Origin of the sequence: Campylobacter sp. CNRCH_2013_0898h, assembly GCF_025772965.1 — a bacterium.
Taxonomy (GTDB): Bacteria; Campylobacterota; Campylobacteria; order Campylobacterales; family Campylobacteraceae; genus Campylobacter_D; species Campylobacter_D lari_D.
The window spans coordinates 11,734-29,478 of sequence record NZ_JAKMTD010000003.1 but is presented as its reverse complement, the minus strand read 5'-3'; the positions used below and the strand labels follow the sequence as shown (position 1 = coordinate 29,478).

Sequence of the window (17,745 nt, the reverse complement as noted above, 5' to 3'; positions counted from 1 at the left end):
GTGATAAAAATACAAAATCTTAAAAAATATTATGGTAAAGAATTAGTTATAAATGATGTTTCTTTAGAAGTTAAAGAAGGAGAAATTTATGCTCTTGTTGGACACAGTGGGGCAGGAAAATCAACTTTGCTAAGATGTATTAATGGTTTGGAAAATTATCAAAGTGGTAGTGTAGAAGTTTTTGGTAAAGAAATAGCTACCTTAAAAGAAAAAGAGTTAAGAATATTTAGAAAAGATATAGGAATGATTTTTCAGCATTTTGCACTTATGAGTAGAAAAAATGTATTTGAAAATGTAGCTATGCCTTTAGAAATTCATAATTTTGACAAAAGCACAATTCAAAAAAGAGTTAATGAGCTTTTAGATCTTGTGGGGCTTTTAGCCAAAAGCAAGGCTTATCCAAATGAACTAAGTGGTGGGCAAAAACAAAGGGTAGCCATAGCTAGAGCCCTTGCTTTAAATCCTAAAATTTTACTAAGCGATGAAGCTACTTCTGCACTTGATCCAAATACTACAAATAATATTTTAGAACTTATTGCTAAAATCAATCAAGAATTTAACATCAGCGTAGTATTAGTAACCCATGAAATGGAAGCAGTAAAACAAATAGCACAAAAGGCTGTATTATTAGAGCATGGACAAATCATAGGTCAAGGGAAAATCGAGGATTTATTCTTAAAGCCAAGTGAAAAAATGCGTGAATTTCTAGGGGAAAGTGATTTTTTACCATTAAATGGAGTTAATGTGCGCTTATACTTTTGCAAAGAAAAAGCAAACCAAAGCATTATCACTCATATGGCTAGAAGTTTAAATATTGATTTTAATATAGTTTGGGGTAAGATAGAAAAACTAAACAACAATGCTTTAGGAAATTTGGTGATCAATATAGAAGCCAAAGATCAAGAAAGAGTTTTAAATTATTTACAAGAAAATGGCGTTATTTGGGAGCTTGTGTAATGAACTTAGAAACAATTTTAAGAAATTTTGAAAATATACTTTATCCAGCATTACTAGAAACTCTTTATATGAGTTTTACAGCCACTTTTTTAGCCTTTTTAATCGCGCTTATCCCTGCAATTGTGCTTACTATTACTGATAAAGGTGGCTTATGTGAAAATAAAAGCATTTATAGCGTGCTTGATTTTATTATCAATATTTTAAGATCTTTTCCATTTTTAGTACTTATTATAGTTTTAAGTCCTTTTACAAAATATCTCATTGGTATTAGCATAGGAACAACTGCTACCATAGTACCACTTACCATAGGAATTGCGCCTTATTTGGCCAAAATGATTGAAAGTGCTTTTAAAGAAATTGATCCTGCTATCATTGAAGCAGCAAGATCTTATGGAGCTAGTAAAGCACAAATTATCTTTAAAGTTATGTTTAGCGAGGCTTTACCAAGTATTATTAATGGTATTACTTTAATTTTGATTATTGTTATTGGTTTTTCTGCTATGGCAGGAACTGTTGGTGGTGGTGGTTTGGGTGATGTGGCTATTCGCTATGGTTATGAGCGCTTTAGAACTGATATTATGATTCAAACTGTTGTGATTTTAATTATACTAGTGCAAATCATACAATTTATAGGAAATATTCTTTATAAAATCACCAAAAGATAAACAATGAAGCATAAACTTGGTATTTTACTAGCTGCGACTAAAAATTCAAGCTTTACCATAGGAACCTTGCTCATTAATATCATGGATGTTATGGGTGAAAAGGTAGATGTGTTTTACATTTTACATGATGGTTTTAGCTTGAATGATCAAAATATCATGCAAAAAATTGTTAAAAATAAAATAATTAAATTTATTCCTTTTACTCAAGAAGATTTTTTAACCACCCTTGATAAAAATCAAAACGATATTAATAATTTATTTTTCTTAAAAAGATGGACACATATGGCTTTTGCAAGATTTGAAGCTTTTAAGTTTTTAGATGAATGCGAAAGTATTATCTATCTTGATTTTGATGTTTTACTTTTAAAAAGTATAGATGAACTTAGTAAATTAAGAGCTAGAAAATATCATTTTGGTGCAAGATTAGGTAAAACATTAATTCACACAGCACTGCCTTTAGAAAAAAAATATTTCAATAAGCGTGTATATCAAACAGGAATTTTAGTCTTTAACGATCTTATACCAAATCCTTTACAGTGTTATCAATTCATTTATAATTATCTTTCACAAAATACTAAAAATTGGCAAGATCAAGGAATTTTTTCCTTAATGGTTTATGAAAATCACTTTAAAGTCAAAGATTTAAAAGACAAATACACGGGAAGTACTCATTATCTTACAAATCTTACACAAAATGCTTCTATAGTTCATGCTTGTGGCACCAACAGTCGTTTTTGGAATAGTAAATTTTGCAATCAAACATGGCCTAAATGGCAAGAATATTATGAAAAATGGTTAAAACTTGGAGGAAGTAAATATATAGGCTCTTTTCACAAAGACAACAAGCAATCCATCCAACGCACAAGATATCATTTATCATACAAACTAGGTTATGCCTTTATAGAGTGTGCTAAGAATAAGAAAAAAATTCCTTTTTTACCTTTTACTCTACTAAAGATTTATTACAAACACACAAAACTAGCTAAACAATACCAAAAAGATTTAAAAACAAAACCTTACCTTAAACTTCCACCTTTATCAAGCTATGATGATTACAAAAGCGAAGGTATTAAAAATCAAAATACTTATTCTTATAAAATTGGAAAAGCCCTTATTAATGCTCAAAAAAGTTGGTATAAAGGTGGTTATATAAAATTTATAAAAGAACTTAAATGCTTTTCTAAAGAATATAAAAACAAACAAAAATAAAACTTTTCTCATCTTATTAATATTTTTACAATATAATCAAACATTTTAAAAAACTATAAAAAAGGAGTTAATATGAAATTGTTAAAACTGCTCACTGCAAGCACAATTTTAGGTGCAAGTTTATTTGCTAATGAAGTTATCACTGTAGGTGCAACACCTGTTCCTCACGCTGAAATTTTAGAACAAACTAAAGATTTATTAAAAAAAGAAGGTTACACATTAGAAATTAAAGAATTTAATGACTATGTTTTACCAAATCTTAGTACAGATAGTAAAGAACTTGATGCGAATTTCTTCCAACACCAACCTTATTTGGATGAGTTTAATGCCAATAAAGGCACAAAATTAATTAGCGTTGCAAAAGTTCACATCGAACCAATGGCTGTTTATTCTAAAAAATATAAAAATATCCAAGATCTTCCACAAAATGCTACTATAGCTGTACCAAATGATCCGACAAATGAAAGCAGAGCTTTAGATATTATCGCTAGTACTAAACTAGTTAGTTTTAAAAATATCGCATTAAAAACTCCACTTGATATTAAAGATAATCCAAAAAATATCAAATTTAAAGAGTTAAAAGCAGCACAACTTCCAAGAGCTTTAGATGATGTTGATTTTGCAGTGATTAATTCAAACTATGCTTTATCAGCAAATTTAAATCCTGTAAAAGATTCTATTTTAATAGAAAGCAAAGAAAGTCCTTACGCAAATATCTTAGTAACCACTCAAGATAATAAAGACAACCCTAAAATCAAAGCTTTAGTAAAGGCTTTGCAAAGTCAAAAAGTAAAAGATTTTATCAATGAAAAATACCAAGGTGCTGTAGTTCCTGCATTTTAAAACAAACCTTGAGTTTAAAACTCAAGGTTATTTATTTTTTAATAAGTTCTGTGGTAATTTTAGCTATTTCTAATTCTTCTTCTGTTGGAATAATTAAAATTTTAATTTTAGAGTCTTTTTTACTAATCTCACCATTTCTAAGTTGTGTATTTTTATCTAAATCTATATCAAATCCCAAATGCGCTAGTCTTTGACAAACTTTTGCTCTAACAATATTATCATTTTCTCCAATACCAGCTGTAAAAATCAACGCATCGACTCTAGGTAAAATCGCAAAATATGAGCCAATATATTTACTCAAACGATAACAAAACATATCAAGAGCAAGTCTTGCTTTTTCGTTATTTTCTTCAATTTGTGCTTCAATATCTCTAAAATCATTAAACCCACAAATTCCATAAACACCACTTTTTTTATTCATTATAGTATCTAAATCAGATGGATTTAAATTTAATTCTTTTGCTAAAAATGGCAATACAGCAGGATCAATATCACCACATCTAGTTCCCATAATCAAACCTTCTAGTGGAGTAAAACCCATAGAAGTATCTACGCATTTTCCATTTTCTATAGCACAAACACTCGCACCATTTCCAAGGTGAGCGCTAATTGCATTAAATTCATTAATATTTTTACCAAGTATATGTGCAGCTTGTTTACTTACATAAGAATGTGAAGTACCGTGAAAGCCGTATTTTCTAACTTGGTGTTTTTCATAAAACTCATAAGGCAAAGCATACATATAAGCATAATCAGGCATGCTTTGATGAAAAGCTGTGTCAAAAACTGTCACATTGGGAACTTTTGGAGCTGCTTTTATCATAGTTTTAATACCTATTAAATGTGCAGGATTATGTAAAGGTGCTATATGAGAAACCCTATCAATTTCTTTTAAAATTTCATCATCTACTAAACAATGTTTAGTTAAATTTGGACCTCCATGAACTATCCTATGTCCACACCCATCAAGCTCATTTAAATCATGTAAAATTCCACTTTGAGAAAATAATTCATTTACTAATTCAATACCTTGCTCATGATCTTTAATTGCTAATTCTTTTTGGTATTTTTGACCACTTTTTAGATCTTTTAGTTCTATTTTAGAGCTTTGCTCGCCTATTTTTTCCACTAAACCAGATGCTAGGGCTTCATCTTTTTCAAAAAGCTTAAATTTAATTGAAGATGAACCTGAATTTAAAACTAATATTTTCATTTTTCTCCTTATTCTTGTGCTTGAATAGCACTTAAAATCACAGTATTAACAATATCTTCCACCAAGCAACCTCTACTTAAATCATTAATTGGCTTTTTAAGACCTTGTAAAATCGGGCCAATAGCTAAAGAATTTGCTGTTCTTTGTACTGCTTTATAGCAAATATTTGCCGCATTTAAATCAGGAAACACATATACATTTGCCTTTCCTGCTACTTTAGAATTTGGCATTTTACTTTTTGCTGTTAGCATATCATATGCTGCATCAAATTGTATAGGACCTTCTAGCTCAAGTTGAGGATATTTTTCTTTAGCTATTTTAGTAGCTTCTTTAATTGCATCCACGCTAGCTCCACTCCCACTATCTCCACTAGAATATGAAAGTAAAGCCACTTTAGGTTCAAGTCCAAAAGCTTTAGCACTATTTGCACTCACATAAGCAATTTCAGCAAGTTGTTCAGGGGTTGGATTTGGCATAACAGCACAATCAGCAAAAACCAAAACCTTATCTTCTAAAGACATAAAAAACATACCAGAAACCAAACTCACATCAGGTTTTGTTTTGATAATTTGCAAAGCAGGACGAATAGTTTCAGCAGTAGTTGTACTTGCACCACTTACCATAGCATGGGCTTTTTGAGTATGTACAAGTAAAGTCGCAAAATAAGTTTTATCTTGCACGAGTTTTTTAGCTTCTTCTTTACTCATACCTTTGCTTTTTCTAGCTTCATATAAAAGCTCTTCAAATTCTTCATTATATTGAGAATTTTTAGGATTTATAATACGCACACCATCGATATTGATATTTAAACTATTGGCTTTCGCACAAATTTCATTGCTATCACCTAGCAAAATCAAATCAACAATTTCATTTTGTATTAAAAATTCACTAGCTTTTAATACTCTTTCATCAAAACTTTCAGGTAAAACTACTATTTTTTTATCTGCTTTTGCTTTTTCAAAAAGCTCATAAGAAAATCTTGCCTGAGTTTTATAAGTATATTCTTGTAATAAATCTTGAATAAAATCTTCATTTTCTTTTAACAAAACAAAGTCACTAAGCTTTTGGCTTAGTAAAAAATTTAACATAGTATGATTTTCATCTTGACTTTTTGCATACAATGGAGCGTTTAGCTCTTTAGCTAAGGCTATATTTAAACTTAAATCCCCCATCAAGCCAAAATCATCTACTCCAACTACTATAGTAAAATCATTTTCTTTTTTTGTTTTCTCAAAATCTTCAATAATCTTTTTAAAAAAATCATTTAAATTTTGAGTGAATTTACCTTGATACTCATTTTTTTCAAAACTACTAAAAAAATCTATTTTAAGATTTCTTTTTGTGCAAAATGAAGTAATTTTTTCTTTATTTTTTTCACAAAAAACAGGAAAGTAAAAAGCTATTTTACCTCGTACCTTTTCTAAACACTGCTGCAAAAATTTTTCATCAATGCAGTTTAATAAAAACATAGATTTCATTTTTTCCTCTTTATTTAACAAAATAATTGTTTTTTATAATATAATTATTTTAAAATTCATCATAATAATATAAGGTTATAAAGCTATGAAATTTAAAAATGTTAATTTTTACTTGTTACCTTTTGTAATGTTTGGCTGTAGTGCCACAGTTGATCCACATATTAATATGAAACCACCTACTTATGTAGAAGAACTAGCTCCTAAGCAAAATCATAATACTCAAAGCAATCCTGGATCGCTGTTTGGTAAAGGAGATAACCCTTTATTTTCTGATAAAAAAGCAATGAATGTAAATGACTTGGTAACCGTAGTCATTAGAGAAAATGCTACACAAAATTCACAAGGCTCTAAATCTACAAGCAAAAACAACAATGTAAATTTAGGCGGTGGACAAATAACTACAGGTGCTGGACTTAGCAAAGTTAGAGATTTTGTTAATGACTATACAAATATAGGCTATACCACAGCAAGTACTTCACAATATCAAGGCACAGGAAGCCAAACTAGAAGTGAAAATTTCCAAACTACAATTTCTGCTAGAGTAATTAAGGTTTTATCTAATGGAAATTATTTTATAGAAGGAAGTCGTGAGCTTTTAATCAACGGAGAAAAACAAATCATTCAACTAAGTGGGGTTATAAGACCTTATGATATTTCTCAAGATAATATGATAGATAGTAAATATATAGCTGATGCAAAGATTCTTTATAAAACCGAAGGCGATATAGACAAATCTACACGCAAGCCTTGGGGGACAAAATTTATGGAGACCATTTGGCCTTTTTGAGCTAAATGGTTTTACATAAAACTTGGCGCATCATTGGAAAATAAAATCAAATCCCCATTTTGAGTTAATCTTGATAAAGTTTGCACAAGTTGAGATTTTTCTTTTAATACATAAAAATCTAATGTGATATGTTTTTGTAAAATCGCGCTATTAGCCTCTGAAGTAATAATCACAAAATCAAAACATTCATTAATAATTTTACATAATTTTATATTTTCTTCTTCATTAACTTCAACTATACCAGGAGTTACTAAAACTCTTCTTCCTTGATAGCTTTTACAAAGCTCATAGCTTTGACTCATACCCTTAAAATTTCCATTAAAGCCATCATCTATGATAAATTTAGGCTCTTTAGAAATCACTTGCAAGCGATGTTCTACTGCCTTTAAATTCGATACGCTTTTTGTAATATTTTCTATTTTAATTCCTAAATAATGTGCAAGCAAAATACACACGCTAATATTATAAGCATTAAAAGCACCTAGTAAATTTGCATGAAAGTCATAAATACTATCATCTAATCTTATTTTAAAATCCAATCCTTCCAAACTTGCCCTAACATCACTTAAATACTCATCATAAAATTCATTTTCATATAAGGTGCTTGAGTGTAAAAAGTATTTTTCTAAACGCTTGGATTTTAAAGCTTGCAACTTAGCTTTGCGGATATTATCTTGAGTTTTAAAATATTCCAAATGCGCCAAACCAATCTCACCTACTATGCAAATTTGAGGATTTAAAAACTCTGTAATTTCTAAAATATCATTTTGCTCTCTTGCACCAGCTTCTACGATATAAATTTCAGTATTATTTTCCAAATTTTCATTGATATCTTTTACTATACCCATAAAAGTATTAACACTTCTTGGAGTCTTATAGCACTTAAACTCATCTTTTAAAAGTTCGTATAAAAAATTTTTTATACTTGTTTTTCCAAAACTTGCAGTTATTAGAATGATTTTTAAATTTGGATTATCACAAATCTTTTTACTTGCTTTTTTTATAAAACTTTTCTGATTAATTTTTTCCACAAAAAAGCTTAATAAAAATGTAACTACTAAAGCTTCTAAACCTATCCAAAAAAATGGTATAAAAATCAAGCTAAAAAGTGACAAAAATAAAAAATAACGCTTAATCCTAGCAGTAAAAACTAGCTTTTTATCTAAATTTTTATATAAATATCCACCATATAGTAAAGATAGAGCAAAAACTATAAAATATAAATAAAAATTTCCACTATACAAAGAAAACACAAAAGCAAAATAAGGAATTATTAAAAAATACAAATGCCATAAGGGTTTGGAAAAGTGTAAAATTATGCGTGAAAATTTATAAGAGTACCATTGTAAGGCTAAAATCAGATAAAATCCAAGTAAAAAATTCAAACTTAAAAAAGCTATCATACTAATCATTTTTTAAAAATTCCTCATGTATTTTTTCATTTATAAAATCAGCATGTTTTAAAAAGAAAAAATGATCCCCATCTAATGCAAAAAATTTCCCTTTTTGTGCTAAAGAATGGATAATTGCTCCGCTTTTTAAAGGTGTAGCCTTATCTTCATTACCCCAAAAAATCAAAATAGGATTTTTAAGCTTTTGAAATTCATTTTCTAAATTTTCATTAACAACCTTTTTAAAGGTTTCATACATCACTTCATTCATGCCTTGAGCGTCTTTACTAATAAAAAATTTCCTCCAAAAATCCCCATAAGGGAGATTTTTCAAAATTTTAAACAAGGCTATTTTAAACTTCACTTTAAAACTTTTTGGTAAAACCACGCCTGCACTAGAAAGCAAAATCAAACCTTGAAAATTAGCATTTTGGCACATAATAGTCGCAACTTTTCCGCCAAAAGAATGCCCCATTAAATAATCTGCTTTTTGCTCAATTGTAGTTAAAAAGTCTTCTACAACCTTTGCATAAGCATAAGAATCCATAGGTGCATCTATACTTGAATTTCCAAAACCAGGTAAATCTAAATAAATTTGCTTAAAATCGCTCAAAGGCTTTTCAAAAGCTTGTTTCATAAGCTCTTTATTAGCACCCCAACCATGCAAAACAAGAATTGTTTTTTCGCATTTTGGATTGATGATTTCATAACTTAAATTATAAAAATACCCATTAGAATATACTCTAGTTTTTGCCATTTCTAGCCTTTTTTATCTTTGTAAATCTTTTCTAAAAGCATCACAGCTTCATTTAAACGCTCATATTCTTCAAAGTTCAAAAGTACAGCTTCAAATTTATTGTTTTTCACAATCACCACTCTACCATTTTCACTTTTTTTTGTTTTTTCAAGCATAGTGCTGAAATTTCTTACCACTTCAGTTGCAGTATAAATTTCATCTTTGCTAAAAGTAGCCATGATTATAGCTTACCTTTTTGTCCATTAATACTATGAATAAAAGCATAATCAATCTTAATTTGCTTTTCAAATTCTATATTTTTAGCTAAACTATTAATTACATTAGTAAAATCTTCAAATAAATAATTTGCTAAAGATCCTGGATTTGGATTGATCTCATTTAAATAAACCTCATCATCTATCACAAAAAAATCACAGCGAATCAAAGCTCCTTTAAATAAAGGATTATAAATTCTAGTAAAATTATCCCTTAATTTTTGTTTTAATTCTTCACTAATATTTGCTTCACTTACTTTAGAACTTTCTGAAAAACCTAAATATTTTTGTTCAAAATCTAAAATTTCATTTTTTCTAGGCTCTTCAATAATAGAAAATTCCATTTTTTCATCTATTATACAACCTGCTAAGTTATATTCTTTAATATTACTTACAAATTGTTCTATCACAACATCCTCATCAAATTCAAAAGCAACATCTTTGGCATACTTAAGCTCGCTTTCATCTTTAACTATGCTTATACCTATACTACTACCTAATCTTGCAGGCTTTAAAATACAAGGAAAATCCAAAGATACATTTTGCTCTTTATGCAAATTTAAAACCTTATAATCAAGTGTTTTTACCCCTACGCTTTGTGCATAAAGTTTAGTTAAAACCTTATTAAAAGATAAAACACTAGCTTCTATGCGTGGGCCTATGTATTTTATACCATAAAAATCAAGCAAAGCAGCTATTTTGCCATCTTCACCATCTTTTCCATGTATGATATTTATCGCTATATCAATGTCAAGTTTTTTCTCACCTAACATAGTTTTTATAAAAAACCCACCCTGCTTTAACACCAAGGCTTTTTCTTTTTTATAAGCACCGCTGCTAAAAGTTTTTGCATTCATTTTTTCTTCATCTATAAGAAAAAATTCCTTATTTTTATCACAAAATATAAATTTTTTTTGTGCTTTGAGTACTTTTTTTAATACCACAGCACTTACAATGCTAATTTCATGCTCATAAGAATTTGCGCCAAAAATTACACCATATATCATTATATTTTTCCTTTTATTATGCTAATTTTTTCAAAGCCTCTTTAATAAGCTCACTAGTATTTTTACTCTCACAAGTTCTTAAAACCTTTAAAATATTTTCTTGTTTAAAACCAAGTGAAAGTAAAGCTGCCAAAGCTTGTGCTTGGTCTTGATTGGAATTTTCTATATTGATTTTTGCATCACTTAACTCAGCTATAATTCTTTTTGCACTCTTTGGACCAATACCAGGAACCTTTTTAAATACACTCTCATCGCCACTTTGCAAAGCCGCATAAAAAGTATTAGTATCTAAGCTTGAGCAAAGTGCCATAGCAGTAGTTGCTCCTATACCACTAATTTTAATCAACAACTCAAACATTTTTTGCTCATTTATATCTAAAAATCCATATAATTTATGAGAGTCTTCTTTGATAATTTGAGTGATTAAAAACTCAACCTTTTGATCTTTTTCAAAATTACTTGAGCAAAAAAGCGAAACAAAAACACCATAACTTACCCCACTTGAAGTTTTCAAAACTACAAAAGTAGGTTCTTTTTTACTCACTATTCCTTCAATTGCCACTATCATTTAGTTTCTTCCTTGTAATTACTAATAGCACGAATTTCAAAAAGTTCCATCTCATTTTCTGTATTAATTTTTTGAAGCTCAAAACATTGAATTTTTTCTTCATCATGAGGATAATAGCTTAATTCTTTTCTAGGATTTAACAAAATGAATTTAATTTCATTTAAATCCATCCATTTTCCACTTTTATTAATAATCTTAGATTTTAAAAGTTTTTCTTGAATTTTCTTAAGCTTTTCCATATTTGCTTTTTCTTCTTCTTTTAAAGATTCTATTTTATTGGCAAAAATACTTAGATTTTCAATCTTTTGATTAAAATCTTTAATAGTAGCTTTATAAGCTTGCGGTATAGCTCTTTTTACACTCATTAATTCTTTTACTTTTTGCTGTAAAATTCGTATGGAGTCTTTACTTATATTGATTGTGTGTTTAGTCTCTTCTATTTCTTTAACTAAATTTTCTTGTTCTTTTTTCAATCCATCAACATGTATTAGTATCTCTTCTCCGCTTTTTTCTTCTCCAAAAGCTTTAAGATCTTGAATTATAAATTTATTTCCACTGCCTTGAATTTTTTCAACATGGATTAAACTTTTAGCACTACATAAACAATTTCCGCCGAGTTCTTGTATGTAAATTTCATCAGCAATAATCTCTCCACTCATAGCCTTTTTAATATTTACTTTTTTAGCCTTGATAGAGCCATTTTCCAAAGTTTCAGCAAAAACCTCCTCAGCCTCACAATATCCTCTTAAGATATTAACCTCAACCTTTTGTCCTATAATAGTGCTTTTATGATGCATATTGCCTTTAAGAATTATCTTTTTACCTCTTAAAACAGAATCTTGAGCCATATTACCAGTAACTTCTAATTCCTGAGCCTCAACAGTAATTCTAGGACCTATTGCATCTTCTAGAGTGTTTGTATTTTTAATCACAATAATAACTTGCTTATCAAAACCCGCCCAAATAGAACCTGTACTTTTAAAATCAACCTTACTAAATTCTAAATAATTTTCTATCTCATAAATGGATTTTCTTTGTATAATAAAACCATCTTTTTTAGCAATATATTTTATACTCTCATCATCTTCTTTAACTTCAAATTTATCAGAACAAATAACTTTTTCTTTATTTATTTTTGGTGGAAGTGCTTTTAAAATTTTAAATCTTAAATCCTTGCCATCACTACCCTCTTTTGGCTTAATTCTCTCAATAGCCACCTCATCTTTTCCTATAGGCGCTACATAGTTTCTATTCATCACATCATTATACTTTTTTAGATTTTCTAAATAATGATATTTTATTTCTTCATTTGTAGGCTCTTGCGGATTAATTCCTTTACATACTTCAAATTCAACTTCAAAATCAAATTTTTGCTTCTCTTTAACCTTAGCATTAAAATCAATAATTTGCTTTTTAAAATCAAAAATTCTAAACCCAAGCAAATATTTTTCTTTTATCATCGCTTTATAAATAGCTTCTAAAAGCTCTAGAGCTAATTTGTCATGAAAAGCAATAGTTTCACTAGCTTTAACGCTAGCTTTTAATAAAGTACAAAGCTCATTAGTATATAAACTAACTTCAAAAGTTGAAATGCGTGCAAATTTTTTAAAATAAATTTCTATTTTATATTCTTGTTCTATATTTAATTCATGATTTAAAAATTTCTCATCTTCTTCAAAAATTTTCAACTCTTTTTCATTAACTTTTATCCATTCTTGATTATCATAAGTATAAGAAGTACTAAAACTTAACAACCTAAAATCAAGTTCATCAACTTCACATTTATTTTCAGAAGCAAATATTAAAAGCTCTCTACAAGGGTCTTTAGTGTATAAAATTTTCTTTTCTTCCATAGCTTAAGCTTCCTTATTATATATAAAATTTTGATTTTAGCAAAAATAAAATCAAAATTTAGTTAAAATTAGCTCTATTAAAAATTTTATAATACTCAAACTAATGTTTAAAGAATGAAAACTAATGAGAAAAAATATTGTTTTTAAAAATTTCATCATCAATGCCTTAGGAATTTTATTTTCTAGGATTATGGGCGTTTTAAGAGATATTGTTTTAGCTTTGTACTTAGGAGCTGGAATTTATAGCGATATTTTCTTTGTGGCTTTAAAAATGCCTGCTTTTTTTAGAAGAATTTTTGCAGAAGGGGCCTTTGGACAAGCTTTTTTACCAAGTTTTTTAAAAGCAAGTAAAAAAGGTGCTTTTTGTATAAATGTTTTATTGCAATTTAGTATTATAGTGTTTTTAACCTGTATTTTAGTGAGTTTTTTTGCTGAATTTTTTACAAAGATTTTTGCTTTTGGCTTTAGTAAAGAAACAATTATCCTAGCTGCGCCTTTAGTTTCTATTAATTTTTGGTATTTGTTTTTTATTTTTTTAGTAACTTTTTTAGGCTCTTTATTAAATTATAAGCAAAATTTTTTCATCACTTCTTTTTCTGCTTCATTTTTTAATCTTTTTGTTGTGATTGCAGGTTTTTTTGTCAATCAAGATGAGCCTTTAGAGGCCTTGTATTATTTTTCATATGCGACTGTCTTAAGTGGTTTAGCTCAACTTATATGGCATATTTTTGCTTTAAAAAACACTAGAATTTTAAAAAGTATGTATTTAAGCATAAAACTTAAAAAAACAAAGACTAGTTTAGATAAATTTCATTCTACTTTTACCCATGGACTTTTAGGCTCTTCGGCAAATCAAATTAGTTCATTATTAGATACTACTATAGCTAGTTTTTTAATGTCTGGAAGTATTTCGTATTTGTATTATTCTAACAGAGTTTTTCAGCTTCCTTTAGCTCTTTTTGCAATCGCTCTAAGTCAAGTAAGCTTCCCAAAAATACTAAGACATTTAAAAGCAAATGAAGAACAAAAAGCCTTAGCTTTTATGCAAAAAGCTTTTGAGTATTTAAGCGTGCTTTTGATTTTAGCTAGTATAGTAGGGATTATTTTAGCTAAAGAAATTGTAGAGTTTTTATTTCAAAGAGGAAATTTTAATCAAGAAGATACAAAAATCACTGCATTTTTATTACAAGCTTATCTTTTAGGACTTTTACCTTTTGGTTTGCAAAAACTTTTTTCTTTATGGCTTTATGCTAAATTTAAACAAAAAATAGCCGCTATAATCGCCTTTAAAACACTTTTTATATCAGCATTTTTTAGCATAGTGATTATTTTACTTATCAAAGAAGAAGCTTATAAGAGTTTAGGCATTGCATTAGCTTCATCTATTAGTGCTTTTTATTTATTATATGCTAATATTAAAGAATTTGGCTTTAAAAATCTTTGGGGTATTTTTAGGGTTAAATTTTGGCTTATTAGTATAGTATTTTTAAGTTTATTTGCTCTAGGCTTATTTGAAATTAAAGATATTTTAATACAATTTTTAATTGGAATTTATCATTTTTTTAAAGGTTTATTTTAATGGTTTTTTTTGATAGTGTTTTAAAGAAAAAATGCGAATTTATCCCAAATGAGGCAAAAAAAGCAAACATTTATCTATGCGGACCTACTGTATATGATGATGCACATTTAGGACATGCAAGAAGTAGTGTTTGTTTTGATTTTTTAAGAAGAGTTTTACTAGCAAGTGATTATGAAGTGATTTTTGCTAGAAATTACACTGATATTGATGATAAAATTTTAAAAAAAATGCAAGAAAGTGGTAAAAGCTTAGAAGAAATTACAAATTTTTATATTAAAAGATATGATGAGGATATGCAAGCGCTTAATATCTTAGAACCTGATTTTAAACCAAAGGCTACAGCTTATATTGAGCAAATGATTATATATATAGAAAAACTTTCGGAATTAAACCTAGCTTATAAACTTGAAGATGGAATTTATTTTGATACCAGCAAAGATGATAAATATTTTTATATCTCTAAAAGAAATTTAGAAGATAATCAATCACGCCTAGAAGAAAGCGTGGCTAAAAAAAATGATAGCGATTTTGTTTTATGGAAATTTGATGAAAAATTTTATCCTGCAAGTTTTGGCAAAGGAAGACCAGGCTGGCACACAGAATGCGTTGTGATGATAGAAAGTATTTTTAAAGATAAACTTGATATTCATGCAGGAGGCATAGATTTACTTTTTCCTCATCATGAAAATGAAGCTTGTCAGTGTCGTTGTAAAAACAATCATGAGCTGGCTAATTTTTGGCTGCATAATGGCTTTGTGCAAATTAATGGTGAAAAAATGAGCAAAAGCTTAGGAAACAGCTTTTTTCTAAAAGATTCTTTAAAACTTTTTAGCGGAGAGGTTTTGAGATTTTATCTTTTAAGTGTGCATTATAGAGCGCATTTTAACTACGCTTTAGAAGACTTACAAGCTGCTAAAAAAAGACTTGATAAATTTTATCGTTTAAAAAAACGCTTAAATTTAAATGCTTTTATAGATGAAAAAACTACCATAGAAAGCGAAGTAGCTAAAAATATCTTAGAAGTTTTAAATGATGATTTAAATGCCTCTAAAGCCTTGGCTTTACTTGATGAGTTTATCAATGAAAGTAATATTTACTTAGATCAAAACCTAAAAGACAAAGCTTATAAAATACAATTAGAAAAAACCTTAAAAGAACTCGCTTTTATTTTTGGTATAGGTTTTATAGATACTATAAAATATTTTCAATTTGGCATTAGTGAAGAAAAATGCCAGGAAATAGAAGAAAAAATCGCTCTACGCAACAAGGCAAAGCAAGAAAAAAACTATGCCTTAGCAGATCAAATTCGTGATGATTTAGCTAAAGAGAATATTCTTTTAATGGATACACCAAATGGTGTGGTATGGGAGAAAAATGGATAAAAATTACAAAGAAATGAAGCTTAAAGAGGTTTTTACTCGCTTTAAGCCTTATTATAAAGATTATTGGTTTTATTTTGTTTTAGCTATTATTGGTATGCTTTTAACTAGTGGTGGAACGGCAGCTAGTGCATATATCATAGAGCCTATTTTAAATAAAATTTTTATAGAAAAAAATGTTGATTTGCTTTATTATATGCCTTTGCTTGTTGTTTTAATTTATGCTTTAAAAAATCTTGGTGCTTATATGCAAGTTTATTATATATCTTATGTTGGGACAGATATTTTAAGAAGATTAAGAGAATTAGTTCTTGGCAATCTTTTGCGCTTAGATATGAGCTTTTTTCATAAATACAGAAGTGGAGAATTAATCAGCAGATGTACTTCTGATATTGGAGCTTTACAAAATATAGTTTCTACTATAATACCTGAAATTTTAAGAGAAAGTTTAACCGCGATTGGACTTTTAAGTGTGGTAATTTATCAAAGTCCAAAACTTGCTTTTTTTGCTTTAGTTATTTTACCTTTAGCAATTTACCCTCTTGCTATTTTTGCTAAAAAAATCAAAAAAATAGGACGCAATACTCAAGAAAAAAATTCTGATCTTACTTCAAGATTAAGTGAAATCTTTTCTAATATAGAACTTATTAAAGCTTCTAATGCAGGTAAAAATGAAATGCAAAAATTCAGCCAAACTAATAGCGAAGTTTGCAAACTTTCCTTAAAAGGCATTAGAATTGAAGCTTTAAGTAGCCCTTTAATGGAATCTATGGGTTCAATTGGCTTTGCAATAGTAATTATAATAGGTGGTAAAGAAGTAATTGATGGAAGTTTAACTATAGGTTCTTTTTTTAGCTTTACTACAGCTTTATTTATGGCTTATACTCCTATTAAAAGACTTTCTTCACTTTATACAAGATTGCAAAATGCAGTAGCAGCTAGTGAGAGAACTTTTTATCTAACTGATTTAGAACCACAAATTAAAGGTGGTAATGAAAAACTTGCAGAAAACATCCAAAATATTCATTTTAAAAATGTCTCTTTAAGCTATCAAAAAGATAAAATGGTATTAAAAGATGTAAATTTTTCTTTTGATAAAGGAGAAATTCTAGCCTTAGTTGGATCAAGTGGTGGAGGAAAATCTTCTATTATCAATCTTTTGATGTATTTTTTTGAAAAAGATAGTGGTAAGATTTTAATCAATCAAAAAGATATTAGTTCTTTTAATATTGTTAGTTTAAGAGAAAATATTTCTTTAGTAACTCAAAATATTTATATATTTAATGACACTATAGCTCAAAATATTGCTTATGCTAAAGAATATAACGAAACACGCGTGATAGAGGTTTTAAAACAAGCTAATGCTTATGATTTTGTTCAAGAGCTTGGTGGTATACATACTGAATTAAAAGAACATGGAAAAAATCTCTCCGGCGGACAAAAACAACGCATTGCCATAGCAAGGGCTTTATATAAAAATCCTCAAATTTTAATTTTTGATGAAGCAACTTCAGCACTTGATAATGAAAGCGAAAAAGCCATAGTAAGAACTATAGAAAGCTTAAAAAAAGATCGCTTAATACTCATCATCGCTCATAGGCTTAGCACTATAGAAAATGCTGACAAAATTGCTGTGCTTGATAAAGGAAAAATAGCTTCTATAGGAAATGATGCTTATTTAATGCAACATTGTGAAATTTATCAAAAATTAAAACAAAAAGTACAAAAAACTGATAAAGTTAAAGAAAATGAAAACTAAGAATTATCATTTTTTTAGTAAAATATGCTATTTTGTAAAAAAAAGG

General features: G+C 28.4%; 15 protein-coding genes and 1 pseudogene. 8 read left to right on the top strand and 8 right to left on the bottom strand.

What is annotated here, in order from left to right:
* The 4 genes and pseudogenes from L8X50_RS02095 to L8X50_RS02080 all read left to right on the top strand — a co-directional run bounded on the left by L8X50_RS02095 (window position 1) and on the right by L8X50_RS02080 (window position 3,674).
* Window positions 1-957: a methionine ABC transporter ATP-binding protein gene (locus L8X50_RS02095; protein WP_263660274.1), complete on the top strand. Its 957-nt coding sequence runs from the start codon at window positions 1-3 to the stop codon at window positions 955-957.
* 23 nt (window positions 958-980) lie between these two features.
* Window positions 981-1,616 (top strand): annotated as a pseudogene (locus tag L8X50_RS02090) (methionine ABC transporter permease); the annotation flags it as partial.
* A gap of 9 nt (window positions 1,617-1,625) precedes the next feature.
* A complete protein-coding gene (locus tag L8X50_RS02085) occupies window positions 1,626-2,831 on the top strand; it encodes a glycosyltransferase (protein WP_263660273.1) in 1,206 nt (401 codons plus the stop codon).
* A 72-nt stretch (window positions 2,832-2,903) separates the two neighbouring features.
* Window positions 2,904-3,674 carry a MetQ/NlpA family ABC transporter substrate-binding protein gene (locus tag L8X50_RS02080; protein WP_263660272.1) on the top strand — a complete coding sequence of 257 codons (771 nt, stop codon included), beginning with the start codon at window positions 2,904-2,906 and terminating at the stop codon, window positions 3,672-3,674.
* Window positions 3,675-3,705: 31 nt separating this feature from the next.
* Here L8X50_RS02080 and L8X50_RS02075 read toward each other — a convergent pair whose 3' ends face one another.
* Window positions 3,706-4,887 carry an acetate kinase gene (locus tag L8X50_RS02075; protein WP_263660271.1) on the bottom strand — a complete coding sequence of 394 codons (1,182 nt, stop codon included), beginning with the start codon at window positions 4,885-4,887 and terminating at the stop codon, window positions 3,706-3,708.
* Window positions 4,888-4,895: 8 nt separating this feature from the next.
* Complete coding sequence (gene pta, locus L8X50_RS02070; RefSeq protein WP_318529821.1) at window positions 4,896-6,365, bottom strand: phosphate acetyltransferase; 1,470 nt, start codon at window positions 6,363-6,365, stop codon at window positions 4,896-4,898.
* Between the two features lie 85 nt (window positions 6,366-6,450).
* Here pta and flgH point away from each other — a divergent pair, with 85 nt between their 5' ends.
* Window positions 6,451-7,152 carry a flagellar basal body L-ring protein FlgH gene (gene flgH / locus L8X50_RS02065; protein ID WP_133319229.1) on the top strand — a complete coding sequence of 234 codons (702 nt, stop codon included), beginning with the start codon at window positions 6,451-6,453 and terminating at the stop codon, window positions 7,150-7,152.
* An 11-nt stretch (window positions 7,153-7,163) separates the two neighbouring features.
* Here flgH and L8X50_RS02060 read toward each other — a convergent pair whose 3' ends face one another.
* Genes L8X50_RS02060 through L8X50_RS02035 form a run of 6 tightly spaced genes read right to left on the bottom strand, consistent with a single transcriptional unit; the run spans window position 7,164 to window position 12,982 of the window.
* Window positions 7,164-8,564: a Mur ligase family protein gene (locus tag L8X50_RS02060; RefSeq protein WP_263660270.1), complete on the bottom strand. Its 1,401-nt coding sequence runs from the start codon at window positions 8,562-8,564 to the stop codon at window positions 7,164-7,166.
* Window positions 8,557-9,300: an alpha/beta fold hydrolase gene (locus tag L8X50_RS02055; protein WP_263660269.1), complete on the bottom strand. Its 744-nt coding sequence runs from the start codon at window positions 9,298-9,300 to the stop codon at window positions 8,557-8,559. The genes L8X50_RS02060 and L8X50_RS02055 overlap by 8 nt, the downstream gene beginning before the upstream one ends.
* Window positions 9,301-9,302: 2 nt before the next feature.
* Window positions 9,303-9,518 (bottom strand): type II toxin-antitoxin system Phd/YefM family antitoxin, encoded by a 216-nt coding sequence (locus tag L8X50_RS02050; RefSeq protein WP_087699049.1) that lies wholly within the window; start codon window positions 9,516-9,518, stop codon window positions 9,303-9,305.
* Between the two features lie 2 nt (window positions 9,519-9,520).
* Complete coding sequence (locus tag L8X50_RS02045) at window positions 9,521-10,561, bottom strand: D-alanine--D-alanine ligase (protein WP_263660268.1); 1,041 nt, start codon at window positions 10,559-10,561, stop codon at window positions 9,521-9,523.
* A gap of 16 nt (window positions 10,562-10,577) precedes the next feature.
* The gene (gene ruvA / locus L8X50_RS02040; protein WP_220566641.1) at window positions 10,578-11,129 is read right to left on the bottom strand and encodes a Holliday junction branch migration protein RuvA; all 552 of its coding nucleotides are present in this window, start codon (window positions 11,127-11,129) and stop codon (window positions 10,578-10,580) included.
* The gene (locus L8X50_RS02035) at window positions 11,126-12,982 is read right to left on the bottom strand and encodes a FapA family protein (RefSeq protein ID WP_263660267.1); all 1,857 of its coding nucleotides are present in this window, start codon (window positions 12,980-12,982) and stop codon (window positions 11,126-11,128) included. The genes ruvA and L8X50_RS02035 overlap by 4 nt, the downstream gene beginning before the upstream one ends.
* Before the next feature lie 124 nt (window positions 12,983-13,106).
* Between L8X50_RS02035 and murJ the strand changes: the two genes are divergently transcribed.
* The 3 genes from murJ to L8X50_RS02020 are packed head-to-tail and all read left to right on the top strand — an operon-like array spanning window position 13,107 to window position 17,699.
* On the top strand, window positions 13,107-14,561 hold the full coding sequence (murJ, locus tag L8X50_RS02030) for a murein biosynthesis integral membrane protein MurJ (RefSeq protein ID WP_263660266.1): 1,455 nt from the start codon (window positions 13,107-13,109) through the stop codon (window positions 14,559-14,561).
* A complete protein-coding gene (cysS, locus tag L8X50_RS02025) occupies window positions 14,561-15,943 on the top strand; it encodes a cysteine--tRNA ligase (RefSeq protein WP_263660265.1) in 1,383 nt (460 codons plus the stop codon). Before murJ ends, cysS begins: the two co-directional genes overlap by 1 nt.
* Window positions 15,936-17,699 (top strand): ABC transporter ATP-binding protein, encoded by a 1,764-nt coding sequence (locus L8X50_RS02020; protein ID WP_263660350.1) that lies wholly within the window; start codon window positions 15,936-15,938, stop codon window positions 17,697-17,699. The genes cysS and L8X50_RS02020 overlap by 8 nt, the downstream gene beginning before the upstream one ends.
* The last annotated feature ends 46 nt before the right edge of the window (window positions 17,700-17,745 follow it).